Source organism: Marinomonas rhizomae (assembly GCF_024397855.1).
In the GTDB taxonomy this organism is placed as follows: domain Bacteria; phylum Pseudomonadota; class Gammaproteobacteria; order Pseudomonadales; family Marinomonadaceae; genus Marinomonas; species Marinomonas rhizomae_A.
In genome coordinates, this window is the sequence record NZ_CP073343.1 from 163,102 (window position 1) to 177,511 (window position 14,410).

At 46.3% G+C, this 14,410-nt stretch carries 14 protein-coding genes; 9 read left to right on the forward strand and 5 right to left on the reverse strand.

From position 1 onward, the window contains the following. The first annotated feature begins 88 nt into the window (after positions 1-88). From KDW99_RS00690 to KDW99_RS00705, 4 genes are read left to right on the forward strand one after another with little or no spacing between them, the layout of a single operon-like run. Positions 89-1,321 (forward strand): amino acid ABC transporter permease, encoded by a 1,233-nt coding sequence (locus tag KDW99_RS00690; RefSeq protein WP_255827423.1) that lies wholly within the window; start codon positions 89-91, stop codon positions 1,319-1,321. Beyond that, positions 1,322-2,680, forward strand: coding sequence for an amino acid ABC transporter permease (locus tag KDW99_RS00695; RefSeq protein WP_255827424.1), 1,359 nt, complete (start codon positions 1,322-1,324; stop codon positions 2,678-2,680). It abuts the gene before it with no gap. After that, positions 2,680-3,450: an amino acid ABC transporter ATP-binding protein gene (locus KDW99_RS00700; RefSeq protein ID WP_255827425.1), complete on the forward strand. Its 771-nt coding sequence runs from the start codon at positions 2,680-2,682 to the stop codon at positions 3,448-3,450. The genes KDW99_RS00695 and KDW99_RS00700 overlap by 1 nt, the downstream gene beginning before the upstream one ends. A gap of 38 nt (positions 3,451-3,488) precedes the next feature. Continuing rightward, positions 3,489-4,853: an NAD(P)/FAD-dependent oxidoreductase gene (locus tag KDW99_RS00705; RefSeq protein WP_255827426.1), complete on the forward strand. Its 1,365-nt coding sequence runs from the start codon at positions 3,489-3,491 to the stop codon at positions 4,851-4,853. A 46-nt stretch (positions 4,854-4,899) separates the two neighbouring features. Here the strand turns inward: KDW99_RS00705 and KDW99_RS00710 are convergent, their stop codons facing one another. The 4 genes from KDW99_RS00710 to dgt are packed head-to-tail and all read right to left on the reverse strand — an operon-like array spanning position 4,900 to position 7,954. Then, entirely contained in the window at positions 4,900-5,301 is a 402-nt protein-coding gene (locus KDW99_RS00710; RefSeq protein ID WP_255827427.1) for a GFA family protein, read from the reverse strand. A 5-nt stretch (positions 5,302-5,306) separates the two neighbouring features. Further along, complete coding sequence (locus KDW99_RS00715; RefSeq protein ID WP_114413184.1) at positions 5,307-5,762, reverse strand: GNAT family N-acetyltransferase; 456 nt, start codon at positions 5,760-5,762, stop codon at positions 5,307-5,309. A gap of 22 nt (positions 5,763-5,784) precedes the next feature. Further along, the gene (locus KDW99_RS00720) at positions 5,785-6,423 is read right to left on the reverse strand and encodes a Vat family streptogramin A O-acetyltransferase (RefSeq protein WP_114413183.1); all 639 of its coding nucleotides are present in this window, start codon (positions 6,421-6,423) and stop codon (positions 5,785-5,787) included. A 13-nt stretch (positions 6,424-6,436) separates the two neighbouring features. Then, complete coding sequence (dgt, locus tag KDW99_RS00725; RefSeq protein WP_255827428.1) at positions 6,437-7,954, reverse strand: dGTPase; 1,518 nt, start codon at positions 7,952-7,954, stop codon at positions 6,437-6,439. Between the two features lie 213 nt (positions 7,955-8,167). Here dgt and KDW99_RS00730 point away from each other — a divergent pair, with 213 nt between their 5' ends. The 5 genes from KDW99_RS00730 to KDW99_RS00750 are packed head-to-tail and all read left to right on the forward strand — an operon-like array spanning position 8,168 to position 13,506. Then, the gene (locus KDW99_RS00730) at positions 8,168-9,853 is read left to right on the forward strand and encodes a phosphotransferase (RefSeq protein ID WP_255827429.1); all 1,686 of its coding nucleotides are present in this window, start codon (positions 8,168-8,170) and stop codon (positions 9,851-9,853) included. Next, positions 9,846-10,772, forward strand: coding sequence for a GAK system ATP-grasp enzyme (locus tag KDW99_RS00735; protein WP_255827430.1), 927 nt, complete (start codon positions 9,846-9,848; stop codon positions 10,770-10,772). The genes KDW99_RS00730 and KDW99_RS00735 overlap by 8 nt, the downstream gene beginning before the upstream one ends. Beyond that, a complete protein-coding gene (locus tag KDW99_RS00740; protein WP_255827431.1) occupies positions 10,769-11,854 on the forward strand; it encodes an HprK-related kinase B in 1,086 nt (361 codons plus the stop codon). Before KDW99_RS00735 ends, KDW99_RS00740 begins: the two co-directional genes overlap by 4 nt. Before the next feature lie 51 nt (positions 11,855-11,905). After that, positions 11,906-13,231: a metallophosphoesterase gene (locus tag KDW99_RS00745; protein ID WP_255827432.1), complete on the forward strand. Its 1,326-nt coding sequence runs from the start codon at positions 11,906-11,908 to the stop codon at positions 13,229-13,231. 5 nt (positions 13,232-13,236) lie between these two features. Beyond that, positions 13,237-13,506: an amphi-Trp domain-containing protein gene (locus KDW99_RS00750; protein ID WP_255827433.1), complete on the forward strand. Its 270-nt coding sequence runs from the start codon at positions 13,237-13,239 to the stop codon at positions 13,504-13,506. A gap of 84 nt (positions 13,507-13,590) precedes the next feature. Here the strand turns inward: KDW99_RS00750 and KDW99_RS00755 are convergent, their stop codons facing one another. Then, positions 13,591-14,400, reverse strand: coding sequence for an inositol monophosphatase family protein (locus tag KDW99_RS00755; RefSeq protein ID WP_255827434.1), 810 nt, complete (start codon positions 14,398-14,400; stop codon positions 13,591-13,593). Positions 14,401-14,410: the final 10 nt, after the last annotated feature.

A 14,410-nucleotide genomic window follows, 5' to 3' on the forward strand; every position in this document is an offset into this window, starting at 1 on the left:
CTTAACACAGTGCTGTCTATGCGAATAGATAGGTCGCTTGGCCTATCTATTGCTACTTTGGTTTTCCTCCTTCGTTCGGTACATAGATATGATTCAGTCCTCTACGAGCAAGCCATCTAAAAGCCCAAGCAAGGGAGCTGGTTTGCCTTCGTCTACGACACAAAAATGGACATCTCTGCTCAATAACGATGCAAGCAGAGCGGTGATTCTACAAGCGATTGTCTTGATGCTGGTTTTGTTTGGTTTATGGTTTTTATTTGCCAACGCCAGTGAAAATTTAAACCGTCTAGGCATGACGTTTGGCTTTGATTTTTTGCAAGTGACCGCTGGCTTTAATATTAGCTGGAGCTTGATTCCTTACGACGCTGGTATGAGTTACTGGCGTGTATTTCTCGTCGGTATTGTGAATACGCTGATTTTGTCCTTCTGCGTGATTGTGGTCGGTACACTCATTGGTACGGTCGTCGGCATTCTAAGATTATCCGACAACCCTTTGGTGTCGCAACTTGCGCGCTGGTACGTCGAAGTTGTGCGTAATGTGCCTTTGCTGATCCAAATCATCTTTTGGTTTACCGTGGTTTTTTCGACCTTGCCTGCGCCTCGTCAAAGCTATCATCTTGGCGAATGGCTTTTCCTGAATAACCGTGGCTTGTATGTGACAACGATGGATACCAGCTTGTCATGGGGATGGATTATTGCCATTGGACTTGCCTTGATCGTCGCGCTTTATGCTTTGTTTCGCTGGTCGAAACCCTATTACACCGTGTCGGGCTCTCGTTCTAGCGGATTTTATATCGGCCTTGCTGTGTGGGTTTTGTTGGCTGGTTGGGCGGTTTGGACCTTTTCGCATGCGACAAGCTTGTCTGTGCCATCGCTGCAAGGTTTTAACTTCAGCGGCGGTGCGTTTCTTCCTGCGTCATTCGGTGCGGCGTTTGTTGCCATGACGGTGTATCGATCGGCAGCGATAGCTGAAACGGTGCGAGCTGGCATGCAATCCATCGACCGAGGACAGCACGAGGCGGCGTTTACTATTGGTTTCTCACGTGTTCAATCGTTACGCTTGATTCTGATTCCTCAGGCGATTCGCTCCATTATTCCGCCAATGACTAACTCTTGGTTGGCGGCGACCAAAGATTCGTCACTTGCTGTGGCAATTGGTTTCCCTGAATTGGTGTCTGTGTTCATGCAAACCTCCATGAACCAAACCGGACGCGCCATCGAAATCATCTTTATGGTTATGGGATTCTATATCTTCATCAGTTTGCTGATCTCTTACTTGCTCAACAAGTACAACGACAGCGTGCAGTATAAGGTGCGATAAATGGACGATTTGAATGTGAAAAACCAACCTGCTTTAAAGCAATTTGTTCCGACTCCACCTCGTCCGCCACGTAAAAGCGAAAAAGGTATTTTCGGCACAATTCGCCATCGTTGTTTCAACAGCATTGGTAATAGCTTACTGACTTTGTGTGTGGCGACAGTGCTGTTTTATTTAGTGAAACATGTGTTGGATTGGGCGGTATTTAACGCGGTTTTCATCGCGGATAATCGTCGTCAATGTATGGATATCAGCCCAGACGGTGCCTGTTGGGCCGGTGTTATTAGCTGGTTTAATGGCTTAATTTACGGGCGTTTTCCGGTGGACGAGCAATGGCGCGTCAATATCGGCGTATTGCTCGGGTTGGTGTGGTTATTGCCGCTGATGTCGAAGCGCATTGCTTTGCGTAACTTCATCTTGTTGTCTTGGATTGGCCTGTATCCTTTTGTGGGCGGTTATCTTTTCTTAGGCGGCCGTTTTGGCGAGGAATTAGGCTTGGTACATGGCGCGATGACCTGTCTTGCCTTGGCTTTCCTAGCCATTATCTACGCAAACTGGATCTTGTCGGCGCTGGGGAAGAAAGGCTTAAACGAACTTTTTGTGCCGCTGGTATCACGCTTGGTTGAGCGCCGTATTCATCTGTTGAGCTTTGTTGCTGTTTGGCTGCTTGTCGCATTGGTGATCGCGTCTGGGCTTAGCCAAGTGTCATTGGAGCCAGTGCCAATTGAGCGTTGGGGCGGTTTGTTCCTAACTTTCATTATTGCTGGCTTTGCCATCACCATGGCGATTCCTGTGGGCGTGATTTTAGCGCTAGGTCGACGTTCTAAATTGCCAGTGATTCATTGGTTGTCGATGACAGTGATCGAGCTAGTTCGTTCTGTGCCTTTGATCACCGTCTTGTTTATGGCGGTGACCTTGCTGCCTATCTTTTTGCCAGCGGATATGGAGTTTAACAAGCTCACGCAAGTACTGGTCGCAGTGTGTTTGTTTGCTGGTGCTTACATGGCAGAAAACATTCGCGGTGGTTTGCAGGCGATTCCAAAAGGTCAGTACGAAGCCGCGGCTACGCTTGGCTTAGGCTATCTGCATACCATGGTGCTGATCATTCTGCCACAGGCCCTAAGAATGATGATTCCGAACATCATGACGTCGTTTATCAGCTTGCTAAAAGACACCACACTGGTTTCCATCATTGGTTTGTTCGACATCATGTTGATGGCGCGCAACATTGCTAATGACAAAGACTGGGTGGGAATGCACACCGAGCCTTTGGTGATGATTTCCGTGCTCTTCTTTATCTTGTGCTACAGCATGTCCCAATACAGTTTGAATCTTGAAAAACGTTTAAAGGTGGATCGCTAATGACGACGTCATCAGGAAATTTAGCCCAAAAAGCCGTCACTGAAACGGCGATTAAAATCGATAACCTGAACAAATGGTACGGAGATCATCACGTTCTTAAAGACGTATCTCTAGACATTAGCGAAGGCGAAATTATGGTGGTGTGTGGGCCGTCTGGCTCAGGTAAATCGACGCTGATTCGTTCTCTGAATCATTTAGAAGAGTACCAAGAAGGCGTGGTTTCCGTGTTTGGTCAGCCGCTTTCTCGGGATCGTCAAAGCCATAAGATCATTCACCAAACCATGGGCATGGTGTTTCAGAACTTTAATTTATTCCCTCATCTTACTGTCTTGCAGAACTGTACCTTGGGTTTAACTTGGCTGCGCAAAATGTCAGAGCGCGACGCCGATAAAATGGTGATGCGTTTGCTGGATCGAGTCGGGATTGCTCATCTCGCGACACGTTATCCGGGGCAATTGTCTGGCGGTCAGCAACAACGGGTGGCGATTTCCAGATCCCTCGCCATGGAACCAAAAATCATGCTGTTCGATGAACCAACCTCTGCGCTTGACCCTGAAATGGTCAAGGAAGTATTGGACGTGATGATCGACCTCGCCAAAACCGGCATGACCATGGTGTGTGTTACTCATGAAATGCAGTTTGCTCGACAAGTTGCTGATCGCGTGGTGTTCATGGCCGACGGAGAAATCATCGAAGTTGGGCCACCAGAACAGGTGTTGGTGAATCCCCAGTGGGATAGGACGAGAGAGTTTTTACAACACGTACTTTGATGACTGATTAGCTCGCGACATCGTTCATACGATTTAAGTTGGCTGTTAAAGAAAAGTACGAACTTACCCTTATTTTATGGAATGAAATCGATATGTTGGCAAAAAATATATCGACGTATACCAACATGCCTTTTTGGCTGGCAGATACGTCTTTGGCGAGCAAAATCCACGCAAACGCACGCTTTGAAATCCCACAAAAAGCCGATGCTGTTATTGTCGGTGGCGGCTTTACTGGCATCTCTGCAGCCATTACCTTGGCGCGAGCGGGACTCAAAGTGGTTCTACTAGAAGCTGGGCATTTAGGCGAAGGCGCGAGCTGTCGAAATGGCGGTTTGCTTGGGCCAAGCTTCAGCAAATTAGGCGTCGATGGACTCGAACGCCAGTATGGTCGTGACAATGTTCATGAGACGATTCGTGAAAGCTTAGTAGCCTTTAATTGGCTGGTAGATTTTATTAAGGAAGAGCAAATTGATTGTGATTTGTCCTTGTGTGGCCGCTTTCGTGGTGCGAGTCATCCGAGTCATTACGCGGGCTTGATCGAGCAAGCGGAAGAGCTCGCGAAGGTCGTGGACTTCCCAGCGATTGCGGTGAGCCGTCAGGATCAATTCGAAGAAGTGGGTTCTAACGCGTATTACGGTGGTGTGATTTATCCGACCGATGGTACCTTACAGCCCGCCAAGTTACATCGTGGACTTTGCCAAATTGCTCAACAAGCCGGAGTGTTAATGCTAGAACACACCAAGGTGCGCGATGTCAGTAAACAGAATGCCATGTACAAGGTTCAGTACGATGGCGGTGTTATCGATGCCGATCAAGTGATTATCGCGACCAATGGCTACACAGGCGGTGAATTTGATAAATTCAAACGTCGCATCATTCCTATTCGTTCTGCGATGATTGCCACCGAAGAATTACCTGAATCTGTGATTCGTTCCGTGAGCCCGAAATTACGCGCCCATGGTGGCACCGAGCGTTTGGTTGCTTATTATCGACCTTCGCCAGATGGCAAACGCATCTTGTTTGGCGGACGAGCATTTGGTCGTGGTGATCAGCCACAGCTGTATTCGAAATACCTACAAGACTTCATGATTCGTACTTTTCCTCAGCTGGAAGAGGCAAAAATTGATTATGCTTGGTCAGGTTATGTTGCCTACACTTTCGACCATGTGCCACACATCGGCAAGATGGACGATATGCATTACGCCATGGGTTATTGCGGATCGGGTGTGGGCCGTGCCAATTATTTTGGCCGCAAAATCGCCCAGCAGGTATTAAACCAAGTAGAAGGAAAAACGTCTTTCGACCAGTTTCCGTTCAATACTCGTCCGCTTTACACGGGTAAGCCTTGGTTCTTACCGATGATCATGAAATGGCACGACTTCGCGGATCGTCGCGGCTGGTAATACCTTATGTAGAAAGGGAATAAAACCTCAGCGATATGCTGAGGTTTTATGATTTACGATCTGCAGGGTGATTAACGCCGTCGACTGTTTGGATTTCACCAAGATCATAAGGGTTCACTCCTTCAAGACACCCTATGTTGTAGCCGTATAAATCAGGAAAGGATCGACGTTGGTGGTGGGTGTAAATGCCACAGTTTGAACAGAAGAAATGCTTGGTAGTATTGGTGTTAAATTGATACAGCGTTAACACATCATGGCCTTTTACTATGCGAAGGTTATCTAGTGCGACAGAGCCTACGATGGCGCCTTTTCGACGACAAATAGAGCAATCGCAGCGCCTTGGATTTTCGATACCGTTAGGTAGGGTTAATTCCAATTCAACCGCGCCACAATGACAACTGGCTTTGTGTTTAAGTCTTATCTCTGTTGGGCCGACTTGTTTGATCATGATATTTACCCCTTCAAAGGTTTCAGCAAACACACCACGCGTTCTATTTCGTTAAAGCCAAGTTGTTTGTGAAGGTTCACACTTTTTTCGTTGGAGATCGGGGCGTCGCTGCCAAGCTCCTGAAAACCTTGTTGTATTGCCCACTCTTCGGCGGCGTGAATCAAGGCTTTGCCAATGCCTTGTCCTTGGCAATCTGGTGATACAAACCAAGCTTCGATGTAAGGGGTGGTTTGCTGGCTGCTGCCAGGGACATTGTCGCGAAGGTTTAACTCGATAAAACCAACCATCTTTTTTGAGTCATCAAGCGCAACTAACACCTCTTTTACATTGGGATAAGCTCCTAGAAAGAAAGCATCGACTTCCGCTTGGCTGATGTCTTTTATTTCTGGTAGAAATTCAACTCTTAGTGCAGACCATGCCGCTGCGTCGCTTGCTTGTATGGTGCGGATATTGATTGTCATGAATTAACCTTTGTTATTTTATTTACTCATCTTTAGCGGCTTGTAGTTTGGCTAAATCAGCACCGGCGATAGCTTTCAAATATTGAGTGATTTTCTCGGCGTTCCAATCCCACCAAGCAATGTTTTGTAATGCTTGAATGGTTTGTTCGTCAAAACGGTATTTGATGATCTTGGCAGGATTGCCACCGACCACGCTGTAAGCTGGCACGTCGGATGTCACCACGGATTTGCTGGCGATAATGGCGCCGTTACCGATTTGCACACCTGGCATGATGGTGGCGTCGTAGCCAATCCACACATCGTTGCCTATATTTGTATCGCCTTTGTAGGGTAAGTCGCCAGCTTCGGGTGCCGCTTTTTCCCAACCATTGCCGAAGATATAAAACGGATACGTTGAGAAACCAGCGTTGGCGTGGTTCGCGCCATTCATTATGAATGTAACGTCTTTCGCGATGGCGCAAAACTTACCGATAATTAGCTTATCGCCAATAAAATCAAAGTGATAAAGCACATTACTTTCGAAGTGTTCTGGCCCATCTGGATCATCGTAATAGGTGTAATCGCCAACGATTATATTGTCTCGGGTAATGAAATTTTTGAGATAACCCACTTGTGGGAAGCCTTTCATCGGTACTTTGTTATCTGGATTAGGTCCTTTCATATTGCCTCCTTTTCTAATCAATCACATGCAAGGCGCGGTATTCGTCGTAGGCGAATTGGTCGGTCATGCCGCTGATGTAGTCTTGAATTAAGCGACAACGAAAGTAAAACTCCCACGTATCGTCGCTAATGGGTTCAAGTGTGCTGCCTTTGAAATGAGTTTTGAAGTCAGTCAGAGTTTTGTCTTCGATGGCGGCTCGATAGGCACGAATGTGTTTTTGTGAGAGTTTTCTAAATACTCTCGCCTCGTATGCGGGTGCTTTTATATCGTTGTCTAGAACCTTGTTGAAGCTGGCTCTGTCTAGTTTGAGTAATGGGGCATAAATATCCAGTAGTCCATTGATGATTCGGTAGCCTTGTAGCTCTTGTCCTTCTACTTCAGGCGTGCTGAAGGCGTATTTTCGAGCCACTGCTTTGAGTGTTTCGACCACGGCATGATGATAGCTACCATCCTCAATTAGGGCGTTGTTAAAAGAGCCGTGGAATACGGCATCGATATTGTCGATAAAACGTTTACAAGCGTATTTCGGCAGTTCTTTATTGATGCCTACACGCAGTCCAACAAAGAACATACTGTCGATTTTGTTTTGTCGATACATGGATTCGGCAGAGGCAATAATCTCATCCATCATTTGATTGACTGGCAGTTTGAAATCATCTGATTGGCAAGTATTGATAAATTCTTCACGTAAAATGTTTGGTAAATCCGTAATAGATAAAATGCCTTTCTCTTCGGCATCTTCGATATCAGCCACACCATAAGAAATATCGTCAGCGGCTTCCATTATGTAAGCGAAGGGGGAGCGTCTTCCTTCTTGAATATTTAACGCTTCTCTTAATGCTTTGATAAAGGGCGCTTCACTCAAATAAAAGCCGACCTTTTTTTGTAGGTAATTTTTGTCTGGCTTGGAAGTATCGCCACGACGAGTGTATTTTATAATGCCAGACAGTTGGCTATAGGTGAGGTTGAGCGCAAGCAAACTGTGTACTAAGCGAATGGCTTGAGCATTACCTTCAAAGTTACAGATGTCACGTTCTAGAGCGGTCAGTTCGTCGTTGAGTTTGATGTCTGAGTCGTCAGTATCTGGCATAAAACGCTTAAGAAATTGGCTTGTATGTTTCTCAAACCATTTGATCATGGTGTCTTCACCAAAGTGACCGAAGGGCGGGTTGCCCACATCATGCATTAGACAAGACATTTCGACGATGGATTCAAATTGGCGGTCTAATCCAGTCAGTCCATATTCCTCTAGCTTTCCCCTGTCTTTCGATAAACTCTGAAACACCAACTGGCTAATGTATCGCCCAACTTGCTGTACTTCCATCGAATGGGTCAAACGACTGCGTACGGCGGCATTGCGCTCAAGAGGAAAGACTTGGGTTTTCTGCTGCAAACGACGAATAGCAGCGGAATTTATAATGCGCCCTCTGTCACTTTCGAAGTCGCCCTGTGGCGCTATTTTTGTGTCGTCAGAATTTCGGCTGTTATGAAGGCGGTTAGAACGAATTTTTTGTCTAAAATTAATTGTCATGAAGTACATCCTTGATCTGAAAGCATTGCTTATCATTCGATAGTAACGATATTTTGGACGACAAGTCATGTTTTAAGTGATGGTATTTTAAACAATGAAGCGGATGGTTCGCTTGTTTCTCATGCAGTTAGGTGTTGAGTTGTCACAGAACTGTCATCTTGATGCTTTCTACTGTCTGTATAGTCAAAGGTAAAAGTAGTAGGGAAAAATGTTATGCCTTCACCCCCAGTTGTGGCGACTCTGCAAGAGCATGTGTCTTTTCTCTTGCATGAGGTCGAAACACACTGTCATCTCGTTGAGCTTTTTTTTACATCAGGTTCTGTGGAGTTATTGTCGAGTATTCGCGGCCGCCGTGGTTATGTGCAAGCGCTGCGTGAAAAAGCAGACATTGAAACGGCACGTTTATTAGAGCGTCGCAAAGCCAATACCACTTTCCATGCGCAAGTCAGTGGCATGCATACCTTGGTGATAGCCCTTGAGATGTTGACCAAGCATTGCTTCGATTGTGTCCGTGAGGGCACGCTAGAGGAAGCCTACGAGCATCCAACAGGGCAAGAATGCCGTAAGTTGGTGAAACGTATCAGGCGTGCTTTGCGCTTAGTGAAAGTGGGCGTGAGCGACAATCGTCGACGGACAGGCATCAAGCTAGGACGACGTACGCATAAGTTGCTGGCGAGCTATAACGAGCTGCAAGCGTTAACTTTGCAAGCGAAGCTCGACTTGAGCGATGACCAATTGCGCGCTGCGATTCTAAGCAATGTCAGTGTGAAACGCCTGATAGAACAATTAGGCGTGGTGGCTGAAGCCTTGATTAAAGCGGATCTTGGCCAAGTGGCGACATTGCAAAATTACCCCCATTTATTGGACAGCGCGACCAACCTAAATTATGACCTGCGAGATTTGAAAGTTCGCCGCTTGGCGTTGACTCGCTCTGGCAGTGCGATTGCGGCGATTACTCATAAGGATGAATCTGGTAAAGAGGTGTTGGCGGTTTACAAAGAAGGCGATCGCGACAAGATTGAAGAAGAAGTGGCTGGCGTGAATCAATGGCGCAATATTGATCCTAGATTAGCCCCTAGCGTTCTTTCTCAAACAGGCACATCTCAAGTCAATGGGAAGAGCGATGACAGCAATGAGCAATCGTCTTTATTGATCGAACATATTCCAGGAAAGACCTTGGAAGCTTTGTTACTCGATGGTGACCAAGAGGGCACACAAGCCGCGCTAAAAGTCTTATTTAAAACCCTGAATCAAACGTGGAAAGCCAGTCTAACGCCGGAGTCTTGCTCGGCGAATTTCATGAAACAACTGCAAAAACGCATTGGCGACAGTCGTAAGGTTCATCCTGAATTTTTTAAAGACGAAGAACGCATTTGTGGTTACACCAGTCTAAGCTTTGATGAGTTAGTTCGTCGCGTAGCGGTAAACGAAGCCCAATGGCGAGCGCCTTTTTCCGTGCTGACCCACGGGGATTTTAACGTCGATAATCTGATTTACGATGACGCGGAAAAACGTGTGTATTTTATTGATCTGCATCGCGCGTCTTACTTTGATTATGTTCAGGACTTGTCGGTGTTAATGGTCTCGATTTACCGCTTGCAAGTATTAAGTGGTGAGACGCGAACGCAGATGATGGAAAGCGCCAAAGAGGTGTACCGCTTTGGTCGACGCTTTGCTGCTCGCCAACAAGATGCCACGTTTGAGGTGCGCTTAGCCGCCGGGCTTGCTCGCTCTTTTGCGACTTCGACACGATTTATTTTTGATAAAAAGCTCGCATCTCGAATGCATTTACGTGCTCGATATTTGCTGGAGCGCCTAGCAAAGCTGTCGTCAGAAGAACGCACCTCTGAACAAGCCCAAACATTTACTTTACCGCTTAAGGAGCTTTACGTTGAATAAGCCGAAAATTGGGGTCATTGGCATCCCGGGAAAATGGTCTACAGAAGTATTGGCGGATCGCCTTGAAGAGCGTACAGGCTTTCGCGCTGTGATCGATATGAATCAAGTGGAATTGCGTTTAGATACTAATCAACTGATATACCAAGACTTAGATTTGATGGCCTTAGATGGTTTGATCATCAAGAAGATCAGCGAAGTCTATTCACCTGCGACGGAAGACCGCATTCATTTGTTGTCTTATGCCGAGCGAGCGGGTGTTAAACTGTTTAGCCCAACGGCCAGTGTTGGTAACTTGGTGAACCGTTTAAGCGGCACCTTGGCGTTGCAGCAGGGCAATATCCCCATGCCGAGAACGCGCATCACAGAAAATCCAGAACAGGCTTTTGCTACCGTGAGAGAGTTTGGCTCCGCGATTTTAAAGCCGCTGTATTCCACCAAAGCCCGCGGCATGATTATGTTGACCGAAGACGACAGTGACGAATTTGTTCGCAACGCGTTGGAAGAGTATCGTCAGAGTCAGTCCATTTATTATATTCAGCAAACGGTGAAATTAGATGGCCGAGATTTAGGCATGGTGTTTGTTGGCGGTGAATACCTTTGTACTTACGCGAGGGTCGGCAATAAAGATTCTTGGAACACCACGATTAATAGCGGTGGCAAGTATGAGAAATTTGAGCCCGATGCCGAGCTGATTGAATTGGGCCGCCGTGCGCAATCTTGTTATGACTTGAGTTTTACGACTGTAGATATCGCCCTGACCGATCAAGGTCCAGTGGTGTTTGAAGTGTCTGCATTTGGTGGCTTTAAAGGCGCTTTAGAAGGTTGCGATATCGACGCCGCCAGTGTGTATGCGGACTATATTTTGCGAGAATGTGTTGTACAAGAAGGCGTATTGCAAAAGAAGGAGATGGCATCATGATTAAAACCCTATTGAACTTGCCCCATGTAAACGAAGCGCTAAGTCATTGTGACGAAACGATTCGACTTCACTTTGCCGACTTATCGGTTATCGTGCATTCCAATGAAGGCATGTTGTTAGCTGGTATTGCTGATTATTATCGTAGTTATTTGAAGGCCGAGGCTCACACCACAACGTCTTTGAACTTGTATGTGATGGAGCAAAACGTCGTTGGCGATGAGCTTGATTGGTTAAATGTGCCACGTGAAGAAGGTAAACAAGGCCGTAAAGAAGGTTATCTTGATGTGGCTGGTGGACGTTGGATTAAAAAGTTCAAAACCGGTATGGCGTTTTTACAGCGCCCAGATCATGCGGTTGCTGTGGGGCCCTGCGCCTCTAACTTGGCACAAATCATCAACTTCATTAATAATCAGTTTTTGAATCATTACTTACGCGAAGGCTTCACCTTGGGCCACGCTTCAGCGTTTTGTGTAAATGGTGAAGCGACAGCCATCGCCGCTGGATCGGGCGGTGGCAAGTCCACCTTGATGCTGCGTTGTCTGGAAAATCCTGAGCGTGATTTTCTCACCAACGATCGCATTCTGTTTAAAAAGACTGAGCAAGGTACGCAAACCATCGGCTTGGCTAAACTGCCGCGAGTAAACCCAGGTACCTTGTTACATGCCGAGCGTTTACGTCACATTTTGCCAGAAGCGCGCCAGCAAGCCTTGCGCCAAATGCCGCAAAGTGAGCTGTGGTCTTTGGAAGAAAAATACGATGTTCAAATCGAAGATGAATACGGCCCAAACCGTGTTTGCCTGGCAGGGAACTTGTCTCGTCTCATTATGTTGGACTGGTCATTAGATAGCTCTGAGGCGACACAATTAGAGTCGGTTGATTTGTCGTCTCAGGCCGAAGTTATCGAAGGGTTGCGTAAACGTCCGGGGCCGTTTTATCAAGATCAGAGCGGTGAGTTTGCCGACCTAAACGCCATTGACTCTGTGGCGCACTATTGTAGTGAACTGGCGAATGCCGACGTTTATCGACTCACTGGCAAGATCGACTTTGATCGTGCTTATGAATTAATCGCTGCGTTGGATTAAATGCCTCGCGTCTGATTAATGGCTCTTTTAATAGAAAAGGTAACCAATACAATGCAAAGCCCCATCCCAACCGTCACAGACCGCCCTCATCATGCTGACATTATCGCTCGCTTACCGAGCGAGTGGACCGCTTGGCCTCGGGATGAAAGCTCGGTAAATAGTCATGTTTTAGAAGCAAACAAAACGCCGTCTTTATTCAAGAAAAATAAGCTGCGCTGGCCAAAGCGTTCCGTGGTGTTTATTTCTGATCCTCATGCAGATGCAGTAGCTTTTGAGGACTCTTTGATTGCCGCTGGCGTTGCAGAGCGTAAGAAGAAAGTGGGCTTGGGGCATCTTTCCCTAACGAAAAAGGGCAAGCAGTCTGAGATTATCGTCGGTGGTGATTGTTTGGATAAAGGGCCGAGTAATCTTGAGTTACTGCGCAGTGTAAAGCAGCTTTATAAACTGAAAGCGCGTGTCACCTTGTTGGCCGGTAATCATGATTTGCGTTTACTGATGGGGTTATTGGCGTTGGCGCGTAAAAAAGACGTGGGCAACCAGCACTTTTTCGTGCGTATGGGAAAAAAAGTCGTGCCTTTATTTCGTGAAGTCTTCGATGAATATTTAGCGGATACGAAGTGGGATAAGAAAATTCCTGACGAAGACGAGTGTCGAGAGTTGTTATTCCCCGGAGACGACTGGTTTAAAGCGTTTCCATTTCACGCGGCAGGCTTTTTGACTGCAGAAGGCATTGATCGTGAAGTGCGTAAGATGGAATCGAAAAACCACAGTTTCGAGAAGCACTGCTTGTCTGCAGGCTTGAGTCTACGACAAGTGTACGCAACCTCGTTGAAATGCCAGCAGTTATTTTTGCACAAGAAGGGCGAATTCAATTGGTTTTTCCGTAAGATGGAATTGGTTGCAAAACGCGGTTCATTCTTGTTTTTGCATGCAGGTTTAGATGACAGCATGGGGCAAATGCTACTGAAAAGCGGCACCAAGTATGCGAATAAAGCCTTCCACCAGAATTTGAAGCGTCGTGATTTGTTTAGCTTTTACTACAGCTCTATCGCCAACACGTTTAGAACCAAATACCGCGACGCCGACCTACCATTGACCCATCGAGGCGTTAAAGCCATTCACAAAGCCGGTATTCATGTTGTGGTACAAGGTCATATCAACCGCCAGCAAGGCCAGCGTATTACTATTAAAAAAGGCTTGGTGCATGTGGAAGCGGATATCACCTTAGACTGTCATTCTCGTACTGCCGAGGGGTTAAAAGGCCACGGTATTGGTGCGACCTTGATTGGTAAAGACACTGGCGTTGTTGGGCTAAGCTGCGATTACCCGACCGCAAAAGTCATTTCGGCCGAAGAACTGCAAGGAATCTATGGATAAGCATTATGAAATCGAAAACAGAATTTAAATACGAAGCCTTATTGGATGCCGACGATATTCAAGATGTCCTAAAAGCCCTGTCAAAAGGTTTGTCAAAAGGCAAACTGGAATTCAGCGAAGAAAAAGAAGGCACGTTAACGCTTGATCCAAAAGGTCTAATGCGTCTAAAAGTCAGCGCCTCGGAAGACGAAGACAGTCAGCAATTTGAAGTCAAAGTTCGCTGGGAAAAACGCCCAAAGCGACTTAATAAAACTGCTCCTAATATTTTGTCTTGATGCTATTGCTGATGGAAATGATAAAAAGCCGCCTTTTGTTGATTAAAATAGCCAGGCGGCGAAGTTAGGAGGTAGTTGTTTAGATCAGTTAATACCTGTCATATTGTGAAGTGAGCCTTTAATCCCCTTTGCAGATACTAAGATAGGGTTGCCTTTAAGCAGGCCTTCATCTGATAAAAAATTATTGGTTGAGCCGCCAGCTTCATCCACCATAATGAGTCCAGCTAGGCAATCCCATGAGTTGATGTGAGGTTCGTAGTAGCCAATCAAACGACCAGCAGCTACATAGGCCAGCATGAGCGCGCCAGAACCGTTGCGAATAAACATCCCACCTTGGTTTAACAGCTTATCGATGAAGTTTACACACAAGGATGCTGAAACTCGGTGAGACGTTCCTAACCCCATCACGCCTTCTTGTACTGAATTTACTGCTAATGTTGCGACTTTTTTGTCATTTACAAAGCAGCCTTTTCCAGCCACCGCGCTAAATAGTTCGTCACTGTTTGGGTCAAAGATCAGGCCACAGGCAATTTTATCGTTCACCATGAGTGCAACAGAAATACACCAAGAGTGCATACCATTGAGAAAACACGCGGTACCATCGATTGGGTCAATGACCCATAAATACTGGTTGTCACCTTTGGTAATACCTTGCTCTTCTCCAAGAAAGCCATCTTGCGGGAAGTGCTCTTGTAAGCCTTTAATAATGGTGATTTCCACATTACGGTCTGCGATGCTGACTACGTCTTGTGGTTCCATTTTGGTTTCGACGATTAACTTTTCTCGATTACGAAAATATTCCAGAGCTTGAGCCCCAGCGATTTTGATCACTTTCTCAGCATGGTTAAATCGGTCGAGAACCGTTTGATCTATTAGGTTATGAGCTAAAAACATGAGGTTGACT

Coding starts and splice junctions, on each gene's coding strand:
- KDW99_RS00750 (WP_255827433.1), top strand. CDS start 13,237: ATGAAATCGAAAACAGAATTTAAATACGAAGCCTTATTGGATGCCGAC.
- KDW99_RS00720 (WP_114413183.1), bottom strand. CDS start 6,423: ATGAAAGGACCTAATCCAGATAACAAAGTACCGATGAAAGGCTTCCCA.
- dgt (WP_255827428.1), bottom strand. CDS start 7,954: ATGACAATTAATTTTAGACAAAAAATTCGTTCTAACCGCCTTCATAAC.
- KDW99_RS00715 (WP_114413184.1), bottom strand. CDS start 5,762: ATGACAATCAATATCCGCACCATACAAGCAAGCGACGCAGCGGCATGG.
- KDW99_RS00690 (WP_255827423.1), top strand. CDS start 89: ATGATTCAGTCCTCTACGAGCAAGCCATCTAAAAGCCCAAGCAAGGGA.
- KDW99_RS00695 (WP_255827424.1), top strand. CDS start 1,322: ATGGACGATTTGAATGTGAAAAACCAACCTGCTTTAAAGCAATTTGTT.
- KDW99_RS00755 (WP_255827434.1), bottom strand. CDS start 14,400: ATGTTTTTAGCTCATAACCTAATAGATCAAACGGTTCTCGACCGATTT.
- KDW99_RS00700 (WP_255827425.1), top strand. CDS start 2,680: ATGACGACGTCATCAGGAAATTTAGCCCAAAAAGCCGTCACTGAAACG.
- KDW99_RS00745 (WP_255827432.1), top strand. CDS start 11,906: ATGCAAAGCCCCATCCCAACCGTCACAGACCGCCCTCATCATGCTGAC.
- KDW99_RS00730 (WP_255827429.1), top strand. CDS start 8,168: ATGCCTTCACCCCCAGTTGTGGCGACTCTGCAAGAGCATGTGTCTTTT.
- KDW99_RS00740 (WP_255827431.1), top strand. CDS start 10,769: ATGATTAAAACCCTATTGAACTTGCCCCATGTAAACGAAGCGCTAAGT.
- KDW99_RS00710 (WP_255827427.1), bottom strand. CDS start 5,301: ATGATCAAACAAGTCGGCCCAACAGAGATAAGACTTAAACACAAAGCC.